Origin of the sequence: Eubacterium sp. SB2, assembly GCF_001244405.1 — a bacterium.
GTDB lineage: Bacteria > Bacillota > Clostridia > Lachnospirales > Lachnospiraceae > Faecalicatena > Faecalicatena contortus_B.
Window position 1 is genome coordinate 1,774,799 of the sequence record NZ_LN865153.1, and the last position, 17,619, is coordinate 1,792,417.

A 17,619-nucleotide genomic window follows, 5' to 3' on the forward strand; every position below is an offset into this window, starting at 1 on the left:
TTATCTTCCTCTGATATGATTTCAATAGATACAGATAAGCGTACGAAAGAGAGGTCAAATATGAAATTTATCAGACGGCTGCTGGCATTGATTCTCCTGTGTCTTCTGTGTGTGGGTGGGTATTTTGGATATAAGGGTTATGTAAAATACGAAGATGCTTTAGAGAATATGAGCATAGACCAGAAAGCAGAAGAAATCAAAGCATCACCATCGTACACACCGCTGAAAGAACTGCCGGATATCTATTTGAACGCGGTTGTGGCCGTAGAAGATAAACGTTTTTATAAACATCCGGGGATTGACGCCATTGCGATTGGCCGGGCCATCAAGAATAACATCCATGCCCGTCAACTGATTGAAGGCGGCAGCACGATCACACAGCAGCTTGCCAAAAATATGTATTTCACCCAGGAGAGAAGCCTGATCAGGAAAGTGGCGGAGGGCTTCATGGCAATTGCATTGGAACGAAAATTCAGTAAAGACGAGATATTGGAACTTTATGTAAACAGCATTTATTTTGGAGACGGTTATTACTGCGTTGCGGATGCAAGCATGGGATATTTTGGTAAAGCGCCGCAGGATATGAATGATTATGAGTGCACCTTGCTGGCTGGGATTCCAAATGCCCCTTCCGCCTATGCACCTACGGTAAACCCGGAACTTGCCCGACTGCGCCAGAAAAAGGTGCTGGATTCCATGGTTGAAGAAAAATATCTGACCCGCGAAGAGGCGGACGCAATCGTGTCTGCTGCAGCAGGCAGCTAAGAGCAGCAGACAATATAAAATCCTTTTTGGTGGTAAGGAGACCAGAGTGTATGAAAAAGAAAAAAGCATTAAAAGCAGTTAGTATCATTCTGCTGGCATTCATTATTGTAGCAGCTGCAATCCTGGGGTACTATACGATCCGTGAATACCGGCCTGATGCCGTGGAGACTGTAGAACCGGGAGACGGAACCGCTGAGTTGTCGACTGGAGAGAGGTTTACAGTTCTGACCTATAATACCGGGTATGCCGGGCTGAGTAAAGATGAGGATTTCTTTATGGACGGGGGCAGCAAGGTGCAGCCGGATAGCAAAGAACTTGTGGAAAACAACCTGAGCGGAATCGCATCCATTTTGAAAGAGCAGGATGCGGATATTTATTTTCTCCAGGAAGTGGACCGGGATTCCAAGCGCTCCTATCATATTGATGAACAGGATTACTACGAGCAGGAACTGGGACTGCCCGGAATGTTTGCATGCAATTTTAAGGTTGATTACGTTCCCTACCCGCTGCCTCCAATCGGAAAAGTTACGAGCGGGCTTGTCACTATGACTGGCCTGCATGTAAGCGATTCCTCGCGCATCGCACTTCCGGAGTCGTTTTCATGGCCTGTCAAGACCTGCAATCTGAAACGCTGTATGCTGGAATCCAGGATTCCGCTCAAAAATACGGATAAAGAGCTCGTGCTGATTAACTTCCACTTAGAAGCCTATGACAGCGGGGAAGGAAAGAGAGCACAGAGCAAAATTCTCGCTGAAAAGTTAAAGTCGGAATATGAAAAAGGAAATTATGTCATTGCCGGAGGTGATTTTAACCAGACCTTCGAGGGCATGGATACATATCCTATCCATAATAAAGATAGCTGGGTACCCGGGATTGTGGGGAAGGAAGAGATACCTGATGGATTTTCCTACGCAGTGTCCGATAATGCGCCGACCTGCAGGCTTCTGAATGGGCCATACAGCGGGAATTATGAAGAATCACAGGTGTATGTGCTGGATGGGTTTATCGTATCGAATAATATAAATGTGGAACAGGTGGAAAATATAGATACACAATTCGAATACACGGATCATCAGCCGGTTAGAGGGTGTTTTGAAATGAAATAAATGCGGCGGGTATGGGGACGCGCCGAAGATGGACAGACGGTACGGTGTGCAGGAAGTGGGCGGCGGTTTGCTATTGCACCCGTTTATTAACGAATTCTAAGAAGAAGTCAGGCGGAAAACAGGGGGAAATCCGTGATTCGGAATCACGGATTTCCCCCTGTTTTCCGCCTGACTTCTTCAAGAATTCGTAAATGCACTCTAGCAAATGCAAACCGCCGCCCACTCCCTGCACACCGTACCGTCTGTCCATCTTCGGCGCTGGCGCATCAGGGCGGCAGGATTTTTCCCTTTGTGGGGAACAGTGGAGGGAGAGGCAGATTGGGAATGGCTTCGCGGATTTTGGTGAGGCAATTAACTGATAGGAATGTTAGGATTGTGTTTTGGTGGATGGTTTTTATGAGATACCGACGGGAATTTTATCTTTAGGAATTCATTTGTTCTCTTGGTAATTAAAATTTATGGGAATGGGGTATACTGATGTATAAATTGGGATTTGGGGTGTGAATATATGGATGAATTGGAACGGGAACGGAAGAGTGAGGAGATTTTGGCTTATTATGGGGGTATGGATAATCGAGGGGAGCAGGAGTTGATTGTGGCTTTGCTGCGGGAGCTGCAGGATGTTTATGGGTGTATTACGGCTGGGGTTATTGAGCGGGCGGCTGCGGTGACTGGGGTGAAGCCTTCCTTTATAAGGGCTTTGGTTCGGATGTATCCTACTTTGAAGGAGGCGGCTTTTCTGCATGATATTGTTGTCTGTATGGGGAAGGCCTGTGCGGATCAGGGGGGACGGGATATTCTTTCGTTTCTGCAGAAAGTTTTGAAGGTGCGGCGGAATGGGATTTCCAGGGATGGGAAAGTGCGGGTTCGCACGCAGAGCTGTCTGAAACACTGCGGAACGGCTCCTAATCTGCTGATTGATGGGGAATTGTATACGGGGGTGGATGAGGAGATGCTGACGGGAATATTGAAAAATAAATTTCATCTGGGATTATAGGGTTTTTGTAGAGATTTATCCGGTATAATAAAATGTTATTATCTTGTAATGGAGAGGATTAAAGATTATGAGTAAAAAAATTTTAGTTGCGGACGATGAACCGGGGATTGTGCAGCTGTTAAAAGATTATTTTGAGATTCAGGGGTATGAGGTCGCCAGTGCCTTCAATGGTGTGGAGGCGCTGGAGCAGTCCTCACGCAGACCGGATTTGATTCTGCTGGATGTGAATATGCCCGGGCTTGACGGGTTTGAGGTCTGCAGGATGATCCGTGACCATGTATCCTGCCCCATCTTGTTTCTGACGGCTAAGGTGGAAGAACAGGATCGGATCAGAGGGCTTATGCTGGGCGGGGATGATTACATATTAAAGCCTTTCAGTATTGACGAACTGGGGGCCAGGGTCGAGGCACATCTGCGCAGAGAAGAACGCAGGACAAAAGTACAGGCGGTTAAGATGCAGGGAGGCCTTGCCATACATTATACAGAACGCTGTGTATATTATGACGGGAAGGCGCTCAATCTGACGAAGACAGAGTTTAATATTGTGGAACTGTTGTCCATGCACGTTGGCCAGGTATTCACAAGAGAACAGGTTTACGACAGAGTCCGCGGCTATGACGGGGAAGGGGACAGCAGTATTGTAACGGAACATATACGCCGTATCCGCTCGAAGCTGTCAGCAGTCACCGATAATCAGTATATTGAAACTGTATGGGGAGTTGGTTATAAATGGATTGGTTAGAAGAAAAGATAGAACATACGAGAATGCGAATAAGAAACACACGGTTCTGCACTGCTATAACTGCTTATATACTGGTGGCGGCCGCAGCCGCTATGTTTCTTTCTTATGTCACAATTATCTTCTGTTTTCAGTGGGAGAGCAGGATCCTGCAAAGCTATAACAACGGCGAGGATATATGGATATACAGTGTGAATCTGTCGGGCTGGCCACTCTGGACGCAGACTCTTTCCAGTTTATCGTCCCGTGACAGCGGGCTGGTGAATCTGCTGGATTTTGTTCGTACCTGGTGTCCGTTTCTATATACCCTTGTGGGCTCCATACTGGCCTGCAGGATATTTTATAGAAGGAGGCTTTCGGCCCCCCTTCGGATTCTACAGGAGGGTACGGAGGCCGTCAGGAATAATAATCTGGATTTTGACCTGACTTATGACAGCCGGGACGAGATGGGGGAACTCTGCCGCTCCTTTGATGAAATGAAGCAGGAACTCATACATAATAAGCAGATGATGTGGGAACTTGTGGAAAACCAGAAGCAGCTCAATGCGGCTTTCGCCCACGACCTGCGGACGCCCTTAACCGTTCTGAAAGGATATTCCGACTTTCTTGCCCGCTATATTCCGCAGGGCAAAGTAAACGAAGAAAAGATGCTGGACACGCTGCATCTGATGTCTTCACACCTGAACCGCCTGGAACAGTACAGCCGGACGATGAAAGGTATCCGCAGCATTGATGAGCTTCCGGTACACAGAGAAAAAAGTGATTTATCCAGAATAGAAAATGAGATCCGCGAAGTCATTTTTTCGTTGAACCAGATAGGAGATATACAGATTACTTTAGCGGTAACCGCTGAGAAAAGTGAGGATGCCATGCTTTTTGCAGACACCGGTCTGATCCTGGAGGTACTGGAGAATCTGCTTTCAAATGCAATCCGCTATGCGGAAAGCAGAATTCGGGTTCGGCTGGATTTTGAGCATAAGACGGAGCTTCTTGTGCTTACCGTACATGACGACGGCCCAGGTTTCACCCAGGGCGATCTGCAGAATGCATTGAATCCCTATTATAAAGAACACAGGGCTTCCGATGCCGCAGGCGGGGAGGAAGATCCACATTTTGGCATTGGGCTCCATATCTGCAGCCATATCTGTGCGAAACATGAAGGAACGCTGAGCATTGCAAACAGTATCGATCAAGGCGCCGTTGTGACGGCTTCATTTTCCTGTAAGAATGAATGAAGAGATTCTTAAGTTTTTGTAGAGAAAGTGTAGACATTTTCGGGCTAATATATATGCATACCCAAAGGGCACCCCGTAATCCATGCCCTGTGGGCGGGTCTGCAGCTTAGCTGCAGTACAATGTATACCCAAAGGGCACCCCGTAATCCGTGCCCCCCGGGAGCAGAGAATGACAATAAGAGAGGATGAGAAAAATGTCTGCAGAAATTAAAATTGAACATTTAAATCAATATTACGGACGAAAATGTGCCTTAAAAGATGTGAACCTTACAATTCACAAGGGGATGTTCGGCCTGCTTGGCAGAAACGGCGCAGGCAAGACCACACTGATGAAAGTGCTTGCAACGCTCCTGCCTAAGACAGAGGGAAGCGTCTCTGTCTGCGGCATTCCGGTGGAGGATGCGGCAAGAGTGCGCAGGATCACAGGATATCTGCCCCAGGAATTTTCCATGTACCCGAATATGACCGTTTACGAGGCAATGGATTATCTGGGCGTACTGTCCGGGCTTGGAAGCCGGAAACGCAGAGAATTGATACCAAAGCTTCTGTCCCAGGTGAATCTCCTGGAGGATCAAAAGAAAAAGGTAAAGGCATTGTCCGGCGGAATGAAGCGCCGGCTGGGGATCGCACAGGCTATTCTCCACAATCCGAAGGTGCTGATAGTAGATGAGCCTACTGCAGGCCTGGATCCCGAGGAGAGAGTCCGGTTCCGCAATCTGCTGAGCGAAATTGCCCAGGAGAGAATCGTTATTCTGTCCACACACATTGTCGGAGATATCGAAGCTACGTGCGAACAGATTGCGGTATTAAATGAGGGTGAGATCCTGTATCAGGGGACGGTCTCTGATCTGATTGATATGGCGGACGGAAGAGTCTACACGGCCCAGATCAGCAAATCCGAGCTTCCTCGGCTGAAGGAACGCTATGTTGTCACCAGCATGCTGACGCTTGGGAATAACGTAATGGTCCGTTTTATTGCCGAAAAGAAACCATTTGCACATGCTGAGTGCTGTGAGGCGGGAGTGGAAGATGCCTACATGTATCTTATGCACGGAGAGCGGGGTGATCTCTGATGTTCCTGAGTTTACTAGCAAAAGAATGCCGGCAGACAATGAAAAGTATGATCTACTGGCTGATCGTGGTGATTCTTGTGGTCTTTTATTTTTCCCAGCTGGGAGGAATGACGATAGATGAAAAGCCTGAGCCGGGACAGGAAAATTACGGATGGACATATGGAGGAAATGAGACGGATATCATGGAATCTGTACTTGGACGGCTTGTTTCGGAATACCTGGCAGGAACATATACCACCTATCCAATCGGATTTTATAAGTCTGTCACTCCAAGCGAAGAGGAGCAGAAGCGGATTGGCGAGATTGTGGAGGAGACTACAGGGCTTTCGGGGGAAGGCGACATTGCGGATGCAATACAGGAGGCAGAAGGCGGCGCCCAGGTGATATACGGCAGCAGCCCAACACAGGTAAAAAAAGGCCTGACGTATGAACGGTTTAAAGCGTTCATGCAGGAAGTCGACGATATTCTGGGCGGAGGCTCTTACTATGCGCCGGACAGCCTGGAGACAAGCGTCTCCCAGCCTAAGTCATATGAGGAGGCTCTGGAAGACTATAATAGTCTGATAGAAAACGACCATCTCACGGGTGGTTATGCGAGACTGTTCTGTGACTATATGGGAATTCTGCTCGGTATTCTGCCGGTCTTTCTGGCAGTGACCCGCGGGCTGCGTGACAGACGCTCAAAGATGCAGGAACTGATTGCCAGCAGGAAGGCATCCTCTGCCTGTATCATCACAAGCCGGTATGCTGCCATGCTGATTATGATCATGGTTCCGGTTCTCCTGTTATCCTGTATCCCGCTGGTTCAGTGCTTACAGTCTGCATCCGGTACAGGGATTCAGACGGATGTTCTGGCATTAGTTAAATACAGCTTCGGCTGGCTTCTTCCAACGGTAATGGCTTCCGCAGGAGTCGGGCTGGTACTGACCGAACTGACGGATACTGCACTCGGGGTCCTGGTTCAGATAGCCTGGTGGTTCCTGACAATCTTCGGATCCATGAACAGTATGCACGGGGGTGCATATGGATGGAGCCTCGTACCAAGGCACAATACGGTCTATAATTATTCGGGCTTTCATGAAAACTTTGGTCAGCTAGCGGCAAACAGGGGGCTTTACGCGGCATTTTCGCTTCTCCTGTTAGCAATATCCATTTTTATTTACACACAAAAAAGAAAAGGGAGGCTGGATATCCGTGGCAAAATATTTGGAAATCTTAAAAGAAAACACAAGGCATAATATTCCCGTTCATGCCATGATTGCCATCCTTCTGCTCTGTTTTTCTCCGCTTGTACTGGGCGTGGAGAATCTGCCCTATGAGGATGCTGCAAAAGTACTGGAACGCTACGTGGCGCTGCTGGGCATCATTATGCTGACGCCGGTGTTTCTGCCGGAGCAGAATCCGGACCTCCGCGACCTGATCCGTTCAAAATATACGAAAATTACAGCGATATACGGCATCCGTGTGCTGGAAGCAGTCGTTCTGCTCGCAATCCTGCTGGGCGTTTACATGGCGGTGCTTTCATACAACAGCTGTCAGCTCCATATACTCCCATACTACGGAGGCACCCTGGCCGAAATGCTGTTTGTAGGGGGGCTGGGGATCTTTGGCTTCGCTCTGTTCGACAATCTGATTGCAGGTTATATGATTCCTGTCTTTTACTATATCGTCGCATTTGGAAGCGGTGCAAAATATTTGAAAGTATTTTACCCGTTTTCCATGTCCCAAGGCAGCTATGCGGAAAAATTCTGGCTGTTAGCGGGCGGTCTGATACTCATTGCAGCGGGGATATTGATAAGGGGACGAAAGTGATTCATTCAAGTACGCCTTGGCGTACTTGCGGCGAGACACGCGTCATGCTCCGCATGACATCATACATTTGCGCGTCGCTGCCATCCGCCGCCGGCTGCCGCGGGATAAAACATAACTGTTAACCGAATAGGACAAAAATGCCGCACATATACTACAAATAAAGGGCGTATGTGTGGCATTTCTATATGGGAAGAGAAATAGAAAATGAAAAAATAAAGGAAAAGCTGGCCTCTGCAGCCAGCATGCCAAAAGACGTAGTCCTCGGGGCGGCTGTTGTGACCATCATAGGGGCAGGGGAAGTCTGCATTGAGAATTACCGGGGCATTATAGAGTACACGGATGTCCTGATCCGTGTACAGACCAAGGGATATCAGATCAGGCTGCAGGGAAAGAATCTGCAGATCGAATATTATACGAATGATGAGATGAAAATAACAGGCAGGATTTTATCACTAGAATATTGTAAGTGAGGTAAGGAAACAGTGATTCAGTCAATCATTCGCTATATTCACGGGTATGTAAAAATCCGGGTGGAAGGCTATTCCCCGGAACGTTTCCTGAACCTGTGCCGCCATCACCAGATCTATATTTGGGGGCTGAATCCCTGCGGGAATGCATACGAGATGTATATGAGCCTGAAGGGATTCCGCAGACTCAGGCCGATTGTCAGGAAGACTCATACAAAAGTTTTACTTGTCCAGAGAAACGGTCTTCCTTTCTTTCTGCACAGATACAGAAAGCGAAAGCTTTTTTTTATCAGCTTTATTCTTTGTCTTGGCCTCTTATATTTCTATTCGAGTTTTATATGGGATATCCATTTTGAGGGCAATGAAAAATGGACAAACGAGACGTTGCTGGAATTTCTTGAGACGAAAGATGTGTCCCCGCATATGGCAAAAAAGAAAGTAGACTGCGCGCAGATTGTAAAAGATATCCGAAAAGAGTATGACGATATTGTCTGGGTATCCGCCTCCATAGATGGAAGCCGGCTGCGCATTCAGATTAAGGAGAATGAGGACACTTTCCGGGAAGAATCAGAAAGTGCCGATGGTGCGGGAGCAGAAGGCCAGGGGGATGCATCTCCGGATGCGGGAAAGGAAACGGAGACGCCCAGCGATCTGATAGCTACAAAGGATGGCGTCATTACCAGCATTATTACTAGATCCGGTATTCCACAGGTTCATGTGGGCGACACCGTGGCGAAAGGGGATGTACTTGTAACCGGCAGGATAGAGGTGCTTAATGACGCGGGGGAAGTGACCGGTTACCAGTATCAGAAGTCCGACGCCGATATATTTGCAGATACGCAGTTGAATTACGAGGACTCGATCAGCACAACGTATAAAAAGAAATATTATGAAAAGTCACAGCGGCGGCTGTATTATATCAAGGCAGGTTCCTGGTACATCTCCGCGGGAACCGTGAAAAATGATTACAAAGAGTGGGAGATGTATACCAATGAGCATCAACTCAAACTGGGCGAGAACTTTTATCTTCCGCTATCCTATGGCAGCAAAATCGTAAGATCCTATACGTCCAAAGAGAAACCATACACAAAAGAAGAGCTTCAAAAACAGTTGAGCAGCAACTTTAAGCAGTTTTCCAAGGAATTGGAGGAAAATGACGTCCAGATCCGGGAAAACAGAGTCAAAATACATATAAGCAAAAATACGGCTACGGCAAAAGGAATTTTGTATCTCAATGAAAGAATCACACAGGAGGCGGATACGGAAATTATGGAGATTGAAAATGAGGGGCAGGAGGAGGCCGGCGGGCCGCAAGAATAATCATTGTACGTAACAGCTCAGTCCTGCCTGAACTGTTCGCATTGTTCCCTGTTATTTATTCTTGTGTTAAAAATACTGCTTCTCCTTCTATTTCTGTATCCATAGTCCAGTTATTAGAGATAATCAGCACGGCGATTCCCTTTGAAGAGAGAAGCCGCAGCATGTCCAGCGTAATCTGGTTTAAGGAAGTATCTATAATGGAAAAAGGGTTCATGCAGACCAGTAATTCGGGAACATATAAAAGCCAGCGGCAGTAGATGACTTTCTGTACAATTTCCATTGGCACCTGATCGATATTCATCTGGAGATATCCTGGAGGAATTATATCCTTAAGCGTGTATTCAACCCCCTTTTGATTGCCTGGATTGGTCCAGAAATTATGGATTTTGCTGTCAAGCGGTACACAGAGGTTATAGAGCACGGTCATGTTGTGGAAAAGTACGGTCCGGCGCGGATTAGATTCAATGATTCCGCAACTTTTCAGATACTGATTCAGAGAGACTGACTGTAAAGGCTGTCCCCTGAAAAGTATACTGCCGCTGCCGGCTGATGCTCTCCGTCTCAAGATCGATAAAAGATAATCTGTTTCGCGGTTACTGGAACAGATGATTTTCAAGATCTGCCCCTTTTTCAGCGTAAACGACAGCGGGGCAGGCAATATATCCTGCACATTATCGAAGGCCAGAACGGATTCTTTGATATCCTTGTCCTGATGATGGCTTTTCTGATGACGAAGAACAGAATATGAGCCAAGTGACCTCTGAATCTCTTCCTGGCAGATCTGAGAGCGCGGCAGGATTCGGAGGGTCTGTCCGTTCTTTATCAGATGAAGCGTACACGTGAGCCGAAAGAGACGGATATCAAAAGTCTCTCCGATAAGGAACGTGATACCGTGCTTTTCTAATACCTTGAGAATAGATAAAAGCTGTTCGAATTCACCGGCATCTAAAAGAGAGGCGGCATTCGATAAAAAAATTAGTTTCTTTCCCTGCAGAAATGCTTTGACCAGCTCAACTGCAATTCGTTCAAAATTGGTCAGCGACTTCACTTTTTGATTAACATCTAAAGACAGGTGAAAGAATTCGAACAGGTTTTCTGCCATTTTCTTATACTTTTTAGCCGTAATCCATAAAAATGAAAGCTGTTCATAAAATAAATTTTCATATACGGAAAGGCTGTTCATCAGACGGCTGGACTCATAGATAATCGCCGTTTCCTTTTTATATGAACGGATATAATCCTGATATGTAACAGCAGTCTCTTCGAAATAAATGATTCCTTCTACTTCAGAAATTTTACCATCAATAAAATCTAAGAAAGCTGTTCTCTCATAAAAACTATTAAAAAGAATTCCAGTATGCTCCCCTTCAAAAACCTGCAGATAGAGGTTCGAAAGGACTGCACTTTGATTTTGGCGAATCGACAGATTGAAGATACGAAATAATTCCTTTTTCATAGAGTCAGGTTCCTTTTCTGTATTTTGGGCAGGATGATACGGACATCGGTTCCGATTCCCTGAGTACTGTAGACATGGAGGCCGTATTCATTGCCGAACAGAAGTTTTATCCTGCGTGCTACATTCTGAAGCGCAATGCTTTGGCGTTCCTGTTTCCCTGTGGGGGCTGGCGGTTTGGCAGGATTCTCGAGAGATGCATTGATCCGATGCAGAATATCGTGCGTCATGCCAATGCCTGTGTCTGAAATATTGATAAACAGGAACCGTTCTGTGGTTTCAATCGAAATCGTAATTTTCCCATTCCCGCTCTTTTTTTCAAGTCCGTGGAAGATTGAATTTTCAATGATTGGCTGGAGCGTCAGTTTAGGAATGAGCAGGGTAAGAACCTCGTTTTTGTCATCCGGCCAGATAACGTTCATATTAATTTTATCCCCAAACCGGTATTTCTGTATGATAAAGTAATTTTCTGTATGGTCCAATTCATTCTCCATCGTAGTCAGATTGCCGGTATCGGTAATTGTATAACGGAAAAAGGTAGCCAGTGCCTCAATGACCGATGAAACGGTCTTCAATCCCTCGTAAAGTGTATCCCCCCGCAGGGCTTCCAGTGTATTATACAAAAAATGCGGATTAATCTGGTTCTGCAGCGCAAGATATTCCGCCTGTTTTTGAGACTTTGCAAAATCTATTTTTTGATGTTTAAAATCATACATCATATGCAGCAGATCTTCGGACAGAAAGGGAGAAGCTGATGCCAGAAAGGCATCAAAATCCTGCATGGAATTATAATCCCTGCAAGCTTCTTTTAGGATTTTCTGCGGCCTGCGGAGAAAATACCAAATATAAACGAACAATGCTATATGGACTGCTGCCAGTAAAAAGAACAGTGCTGTATAAGAGATCTTCCCGGGGATCACTGTCAGACAGACGGCAATGTCGGATAACACAACCAGAATGACAGAGAATGTACAAAGTATATGATAATAAGTTTTTTTCATGTTCTCACCCGTATGTCAGGAAAAAAGTTTTCGGTAAGCTGCAGGAGTCATTCCGGTAGTCTTGCGGAAGCACCTTATAAAATATTTCAAGTCATGGAAGCCGGTACGTTCGGCTATCTCAATGATTTCCAGATCTGTCTCTGTGAGCAGGTCTTTGGCTTTCTGAATGCGGACATCTGTCAGGTATTCAATAAAGCTGATCCCGGTCTCCTTCTTAAAGATATTCGAAAAATAAGAGGCGTTAAGACCGACTACCTGCCCAATCTGTTCCAGTGTCAGGCTTTGCTCATAATTCTCGTTGATATATTGTTTCGCTGTAAGTACAGCTTTGGACTGCGCTTTCTTCTTATGGGATTTCCAGTCCTGAAGCAAAGCACATTGTTCTTCGGCGAGATAAGAAAAAACATCATAAACAGAAGTAAAGGAAAGAAAACAAGTATTCCATTTATCAGTCAGCTCGTCCGAAGATACATTGATTTTATGCTGATTCAGGCAGAATAAAAAGAGTGTAACAATTTCATTGTATACCCGTCGGATGAACGCGCCCGTAACAGAGTCCAGATGGACAAGCTGATGCGCAAGACCAGAAAGAAATTCCCGCAGCTTTTCGTACTGGAATGTCTCTGCATAACTAAGATACTGGCTTCTGAAAGAGGGGGTGATAAAGTCCGATACTTGATTTTTACATATCGGTATCCGGGAATAGGAATAAATGGCATCGCTCCCTGAGAGGACTTTTTCACACAGTGCAGATTCTATCTCTCCAAAGCAATCGGTGATTTCTGCAAAAGTGTTCTTAATACCGCTTTGAAGCAGTATCACATGAAGTTCAGGAAAGATTTCTTTTAATGACAGCAGGGCGCCCCGGATGCTTTTGGAAGTCTGGTAAATGTGTGAAAGCTGTTCTTCATTGTCATTGACAAGGCAATATATGTATTTGCCGGAAACGGTCATGGAACAGTCATGATATTGCCCTGTTTCAGAATCAATGATCCCGGCTGCTTTATTCACCAGAAAATCACTGACAATTGTCCGTCCATTCTCATCAGGGGTGTCAAGATAAATGCAAAGCAGAGTAAAAGCAGATTCCTTAAAATCGGTGTAATAAGTCCGGTTGATATCTTCAATCGAATGGAAGGCCTGTATGATCTGCGGGTTTAAAATCAGATCGTTGATGAAATTGGATTTGATGCGTTCCTGAGTCGAATTTAACTCTTTTCGGATTGCTTCATCCTGCTGCTTATGCGATTCCATTGACTGGTGCTTTTCTACGATTGAGACTAGTGTTGCCTTTAGGTCTTTTTCTTTGATTGGCTTTAAAATATAATCAGAAACACCGTATTGAATGGCACGCTGTGCGTAGTCAAACTGCCCATAACCGCTGATAATAATAAAATGAATTCCGGGATTGAATTCTTTTGCAGCCCGTATCAGGGTAAGTCCATCACATCCTGGCATTCGGATATCGGTAATGATAATGTCCGGAGAAGTTTCTTTTACCATATCCAGGGCCAGCAGTCCGTCATGGCATATACCTGCGATATGCAGACCGAGTGACTCCCAGTCAATCAGGCACTGGATCAGTCTGCAGACCTTCTCTTCATCATCTATAATCAAAACTTTTAACATATAATCCTCCCCCTTAAATATGATGTACCAGATTGGAATCAGTATAATGGATTGTACCGGAGATTTCAATAGATGTAGTGAAAAAATACAATGAATAAAAGAAAAAGATATCAAAACCATACAAAACACACAAAAAACTAAAGAAAATCCTCTTTTTACCAAAGATAATGAGTTGAAGCAGAATATAATAACAAATATAATAATTGCAGGAAGACCGATATATCGTGAAACCATAGATGTACATGAAATAGTAGGAGGGAATATATGGTAGAGAACCTTTCGTATCAAATCAGTACGAAGCCAGTGAGATCAAAGCGTATTGATGAATTATACAGGTATATTACTTCTTTTGAAAGCGGTATCTGCATAGAGAGAGGAAAATATCTGACGGAATTTTATGAAACAGAACCGGATCTGCCGAATGTACTAAAACGGGCGCGCGCGATTGAGCATGTATTAAAGAATATGAGTATCTACATGATGCCAGGGAGCCTGTTTGCAGGCAACCAATCCTCAAAACCGCGTTGGGCGCCCATTTTTCCAGAGTTTGAAGTGGAGTGGATGGAGGAGGAATTTATCAAAGGGAATCCATATTTCCCAGATACAAGACCGGCAGACAGATACGTTCTGCGCAAGGAGGACATGGATGACATTCGCCATATATGTGATTGGTGGAAGGGCAAAACGCATGTGGACAGGCTTCGGAGCAGGCTGCCGAAAGAGGCGCTCCTGACCCACTATGAGATAAAAGCCGCGGATATAGGGGCATATTTTCAGGGCGGTGACGGTCACTTTGCTACAGCACACGAATGGCTGATTAACCACGGCCTGGAAGAAATTATGAATCTTGCAGAGCAGGGGCTTGATCATCTGGACTGGAAAAATGATCCCGAAGCGGTAAAGAAAAAGGATTTTTATGAAGCTGCTATTGTAACGGCCAAGTCGGTCATTCATTATGCGGCAAGATATGCAGAGCTTGCCGCCGGGATGGCAGTAAAAGAAGCTGACCCGGCCAGAAAAAAGGAATTGGAAGAAATCGCAGAAATGTGCACCCATGTTCCCGCAAAACCGGCCAGGACCTTCAAAGAGGCGCTTCAGTTTATCATCATCACCCATATCTGTCTGCATATAGAAGATAATGGTGTGGGAATTTCCTTTGGGCGGTTTGACCAATTTATGTATCCATTTTATAAAAAAGATATTGCCGAAGGACTTTTAGACCGGGAACATGCGGTTGAGATGGTAGAAAACTTTTTCCTGCAGATTTATACAAGCAACAAAGTAAGAAGCTGGCAGGATACAGATTATTTCCGGGGAGTACCGATGTTCCAGAATCTTACGATCGGCGGACAGGACCCGGTGAGAAAATGCGATGCAACGAATGAACTCAGTTACATCTGTTTAGATGCCATCTACCATACAAGAATACCGCAGCCTTCGCTGACCGTGCGTTTCCATAAAAACACACCATTTGAATTCAAAATGAAGACAGCGGAAGTGGTGAGGCTTGGAACAGGACTTCCGTCTATCTTTAATGATGAGACATATATCCCGGCACTCCTGAATCGGGGGTATGAGCTGAACGATGCTTATAATTACTGCATCATCGGATGTGTGGAACCGGGACCGGCAGGGCTCTTGGGAGGCAGAACCGGCGGAGCATGGCTGAACTGTACAAAAGCCCTGGAGATGTCACTGTATAATGGAACGGATCCGAGAACCGGTATCTGCCTCCACCCGAATAAAAACGGGAAAAACCTGGCGTCCTTTGAAAACTTCGAGGAAGTGAAGGAGGCATATAAGGATCAGCTTCGGTATTATATCAAGATGGAGGCGATTCTGGAAAATACGATTGACCAGCTCTGGGAAGAGCATATGAATGAGCCGATGACCTCTGTATTTGGCTGTCCTACGACGACGCTGGAGCGTGGGAAGACTTTTAAACAGGGCGGTGCAAAGTATGATTTCACAGGGCAGCAGACCATTGGGACTGCCAATATTGCCAACAGTCTTTACGCGGTTAAGAAACTGGTATTTGACGATAAGAAACTGACAGGGGCGCAGCTTAAGCATGCTTTGGAAACAAATTTCCAGGATATGGAGAGCAGGCCGACGGGCCCGCAGATACAAGCTCTGTGCAAAGGCGTTGAAAAATATGGGAATGACATTGATGAAGTAGATGAACTGGCGAGGGAGATGCTTGCGTTTACAGCAAATGAATTATGTTCCTATAAAAACACAAGATATGGCCGTGGTCCAATCGGAGGCACGCTTCACTGCTCTACGAGCACCGTGTCAAGCAACACTCCGTTCGGCAAGGTATGCGGCGCGACACCGGACGGACGGGAAGCTTACACTGCGGTGGCAGATGGTCAGTCCCCGATGAAAGGAACTGATACGAGTGGTCCAACTGCAGCAATCCGTTCTGTGTCAAAGATTAACAATATACTGCTTTCCTGCGGTTCATTGTATAATTTGAAATTTAACCCGTCTGACCTGTATTAACATTCCAAAAGGCCGGATAGAGGCCTTGCTGAATTTAAATGCAGGTTGGAAAATGCGAGGAGGTGCGTTATGGAAAGGGTAGTGAAAAATGACGGACTTAAAAGATTTGTAAGTCTGATAGATGAATATTTTGCTTCCGGCGGTGCACAGATGCAGTTTAATATCGTGAGCAGGGATACCTTGCTTGCTGCCCAGAAAAATCCGCAGGAATATGCAGACCTGCTTGTACGTGTGGCAGGATACAGCGCGTATTTTACACAGCTGTCAAGGGATGTCCAGCAGGATATTATCGAAAGAACGGAAGAAAAACTATAGGTAAGTTTGTTCAGAAGAATGGGAGGAAAAAGAGATGAAAAAAAGGATAATGAGTATATTTCTGTGTATATGCGTGATGGGGACTTTAGCAGCCTGTCAGCCGGCAAGCCAGAAAAAGAGTACAGAGACAAAAAGTGCACAAGCAAGTAATGCAACGGGAGAAAGCTTCTCACCGACAAATGAAATGCTGAACACGCTGCCGGAAGAGCCGATTGGAGAAGAAAATGAATTCGAAGGATTGCAGATTGCGCTTTCTCAAAGAAACATTGCAGGCTCGGAATGGTATGAACAGCTTGTAAGGGTGGCACAGTTGGAGGCGGAGCACTTAGGCGTGAAACTGACCGTATACGATGGGGAAGATGATATTACAAAACAGATGGGTGATATTGAAACTGCGGTAAATATGAAAATGGACGCAATTATTGTAAACCCGAAGGATTCATCAGGGCTTCTTCCCGCAATCGAGAAAGTACATAATGCAGGAATACCACTGACAGTCGTAAACAGTGCAATGAGTGAAGAGGCGGCGCCTTTCACATTTGTCTCTGCTGATGTAGAGAACAGCGGCTATCAGGGCGGCTTTGAACTAGCAAAGGCATTTGACGAAAAATATGGATGGAAGGATTCTGTAAAAGCACTTGTACTCTCCGCGGCAGCACAGGAAAAAGAGTCCGATTTGAGAAGATGGGGGCAGATCAACGGCTACAATGACTATATGCTCGAAAAGTACGGAAAATCAAATCTGGATATTGTTGCATACCAGTACTATAACTGGCAGCCAGAGCCCGCAATGACAGTGACGACTGATGTTCTGCAGGCAAATCCGGATCTGGACATTATCTTCAGTGCATGTGACGGCGGATGCCAGGGAGTTGTTTCTGCAATTGAATCAGCCGGCAAGACCGGGAAGATTATGATTACATCGATTGATGGAAGAAAATCTGTCCTGAAATGGATTAAAGACGGTGACAAAGGTGTTGCGGCAACAGTATCCAACGACCCGAGAATTATGGGAAAATGGGCGGTATACCTTGCTGCACAGCAGGCATCCGGTGTCACTACGCCGGCGACGTTTAACGTACCGAATACATGTTATACGAAGAGTAATGTGGACGATGTTTACGATCCGGACTCCACATATTAAAAGGAAAAGGCCGCCAAAGGGCGGTCTTTTACCTTATCAAAGGATTTGCCTTTAAGAA

At 45.7% G+C, this 17,619-nt stretch carries 14 protein-coding genes and 1 pseudogene; 12 read left to right on the forward strand and 3 right to left on the reverse strand.

Features of this window, described 5'->3' with window-relative positions:
* Positions 1 to 60 precede the first annotated feature (60 nt).
* The 10 genes from BN1938_RS20295 to BN1938_RS20340 all read left to right on the forward strand — a co-directional run bounded on the left by BN1938_RS20295 (position 61) and on the right by BN1938_RS20340 (position 9,514).
* The gene (locus BN1938_RS20295) at positions 61 to 765 is read left to right on the forward strand and encodes a transglycosylase domain-containing protein (RefSeq protein WP_050642252.1); all 705 of its coding nucleotides are present in this window, start codon (positions 61 to 63) and stop codon (positions 763 to 765) included.
* A 50-nt stretch (positions 766 to 815) separates the two neighbouring features.
* Entirely contained in the window at positions 816 to 1,871 is a 1,056-nt protein-coding gene (locus tag BN1938_RS20300; protein ID WP_050642253.1) for an endonuclease/exonuclease/phosphatase family protein, read from the forward strand.
* Positions 1,872 to 2,379: 508 nt separating this feature from the next.
* The gene (locus BN1938_RS20305) at positions 2,380 to 2,868 is read left to right on the forward strand and encodes an NADH-quinone oxidoreductase subunit NuoE family protein (protein ID WP_050642254.1); all 489 of its coding nucleotides are present in this window, start codon (positions 2,380 to 2,382) and stop codon (positions 2,866 to 2,868) included.
* A 67-nt stretch (positions 2,869 to 2,935) separates the two neighbouring features.
* Positions 2,936 to 3,610 carry a response regulator transcription factor gene (locus BN1938_RS20310; protein WP_050642255.1) on the forward strand — a complete coding sequence of 225 codons (675 nt, stop codon included), beginning with the start codon at positions 2,936 to 2,938 and terminating at the stop codon, positions 3,608 to 3,610.
* On the forward strand, positions 3,598 to 4,842 hold the full coding sequence (locus BN1938_RS20315; protein ID WP_050642256.1) for a HAMP domain-containing sensor histidine kinase: 1,245 nt from the start codon (positions 3,598 to 3,600) through the stop codon (positions 4,840 to 4,842). Before BN1938_RS20310 ends, BN1938_RS20315 begins: the two co-directional genes overlap by 13 nt.
* A 194-nt stretch (positions 4,843 to 5,036) precedes the next feature.
* On the forward strand, positions 5,037 to 5,915 hold the full coding sequence (locus BN1938_RS20320; protein ID WP_050642257.1) for an ABC transporter ATP-binding protein: 879 nt from the start codon (positions 5,037 to 5,039) through the stop codon (positions 5,913 to 5,915).
* Between the two features lie 38 nt (positions 5,916 to 5,953).
* Positions 5,954 to 7,153 carry a hypothetical protein gene (locus BN1938_RS20325; RefSeq protein WP_330581597.1) on the forward strand — a complete coding sequence of 400 codons (1,200 nt, stop codon included), beginning with the start codon at positions 5,954 to 5,956 and terminating at the stop codon, positions 7,151 to 7,153.
* Positions 7,110 to 7,727, forward strand: coding sequence for a hypothetical protein (locus BN1938_RS20330; RefSeq protein WP_050642259.1), 618 nt, complete (start codon positions 7,110 to 7,112; stop codon positions 7,725 to 7,727). Before BN1938_RS20325 ends, BN1938_RS20330 begins: the two co-directional genes overlap by 44 nt.
* A gap of 185 nt (positions 7,728 to 7,912) precedes the next feature.
* A complete protein-coding gene (locus tag BN1938_RS20335; protein WP_044927356.1) occupies positions 7,913 to 8,197 on the forward strand; it encodes a YabP/YqfC family sporulation protein in 285 nt (94 codons plus the stop codon).
* A 12-nt stretch (positions 8,198 to 8,209) separates the two neighbouring features.
* Positions 8,210 to 9,514, forward strand: coding sequence for a sporulation protein YqfD (locus tag BN1938_RS20340; protein WP_187376331.1), 1,305 nt, complete (start codon positions 8,210 to 8,212; stop codon positions 9,512 to 9,514).
* 55 nt (positions 9,515 to 9,569) lie between these two features.
* Here BN1938_RS20340 and BN1938_RS20345 read toward each other — a convergent pair whose 3' ends face one another.
* The 3 genes from BN1938_RS20345 to BN1938_RS20355 are packed head-to-tail and all read right to left on the reverse strand — an operon-like array spanning position 9,570 to position 13,597.
* Positions 9,570 to 10,970, reverse strand: a complete 1,401-nt coding sequence (locus tag BN1938_RS20345; protein WP_050642260.1) for an ATP-binding cassette domain-containing protein — start codon at positions 10,968 to 10,970, stop codon at positions 9,570 to 9,572.
* A complete protein-coding gene (locus tag BN1938_RS20350; protein ID WP_050642261.1) occupies positions 10,967 to 11,968 on the reverse strand; it encodes a sensor histidine kinase in 1,002 nt (333 codons plus the stop codon). The genes BN1938_RS20345 and BN1938_RS20350 overlap by 4 nt, the downstream gene beginning before the upstream one ends.
* 15 nt (positions 11,969 to 11,983) lie before the next feature.
* Positions 11,984 to 13,597, reverse strand: a complete 1,614-nt coding sequence (locus BN1938_RS20355; protein ID WP_050642262.1) for a response regulator transcription factor — start codon at positions 13,595 to 13,597, stop codon at positions 11,984 to 11,986.
* A gap of 264 nt (positions 13,598 to 13,861) precedes the next feature.
* On the opposite strand from BN1938_RS20355, the pseudogene BN1938_RS20360 reads away from it, so the two are divergent.
* A pseudogene (locus BN1938_RS20360) lies at positions 13,862 to 16,417 on the forward strand (pyruvate formate lyase family protein).
* 34 nt (positions 16,418 to 16,451) lie between these two features.
* Positions 16,452 to 17,561: a substrate-binding domain-containing protein gene (locus BN1938_RS20370; RefSeq protein ID WP_050642265.1), complete on the forward strand. Its 1,110-nt coding sequence runs from the start codon at positions 16,452 to 16,454 to the stop codon at positions 17,559 to 17,561.
* Positions 17,562 to 17,619 lie beyond the last annotated feature (58 nt).

Excerpts from the sequence above, each read along its gene's own strand:
- BN1938_RS20305 (WP_050642254.1), top strand. The coding sequence starts at position 2,380 with ATGGATGAATTGGAACGGGAACGGAAGAGTGAGGAGATTTTGGCTTAT.
- BN1938_RS20320 (WP_050642257.1), top strand. The coding sequence starts at position 5,037 with ATGTCTGCAGAAATTAAAATTGAACATTTAAATCAATATTACGGACGA.
- BN1938_RS20370 (WP_050642265.1), top strand. The coding sequence starts at position 16,452 with ATGAAAAAAAGGATAATGAGTATATTTCTGTGTATATGCGTGATGGGG.
- BN1938_RS20300 (WP_050642253.1), top strand. The coding sequence starts at position 816 with ATGAAAAAGAAAAAAGCATTAAAAGCAGTTAGTATCATTCTGCTGGCA.
- BN1938_RS20295 (WP_050642252.1), top strand. The coding sequence starts at position 61 with ATGAAATTTATCAGACGGCTGCTGGCATTGATTCTCCTGTGTCTTCTG.
- BN1938_RS20310 (WP_050642255.1), top strand. The coding sequence starts at position 2,936 with ATGAGTAAAAAAATTTTAGTTGCGGACGATGAACCGGGGATTGTGCAG.
- BN1938_RS20345 (WP_050642260.1), bottom strand. The coding sequence starts at position 10,970 with ATGAAAAAGGAATTATTTCGTATCTTCAATCTGTCGATTCGCCAAAAT.
- BN1938_RS20325 (WP_330581597.1), top strand. The coding sequence starts at position 5,954 with ATGAAAAGTATGATCTACTGGCTGATCGTGGTGATTCTTGTGGTCTTT.
- BN1938_RS20350 (WP_050642261.1), bottom strand. The coding sequence starts at position 11,968 with ATGAAAAAAACTTATTATCATATACTTTGTACATTCTCTGTCATTCTG.
- BN1938_RS20355 (WP_050642262.1), bottom strand. The coding sequence starts at position 13,597 with ATGTTAAAAGTTTTGATTATAGATGATGAAGAGAAGGTCTGCAGACTG.
- BN1938_RS20315 (WP_050642256.1), top strand. The coding sequence starts at position 3,598 with ATGGATTGGTTAGAAGAAAAGATAGAACATACGAGAATGCGAATAAGA.
- BN1938_RS20335 (WP_044927356.1), top strand. The coding sequence starts at position 7,913 with ATGGGAAGAGAAATAGAAAATGAAAAAATAAAGGAAAAGCTGGCCTCT.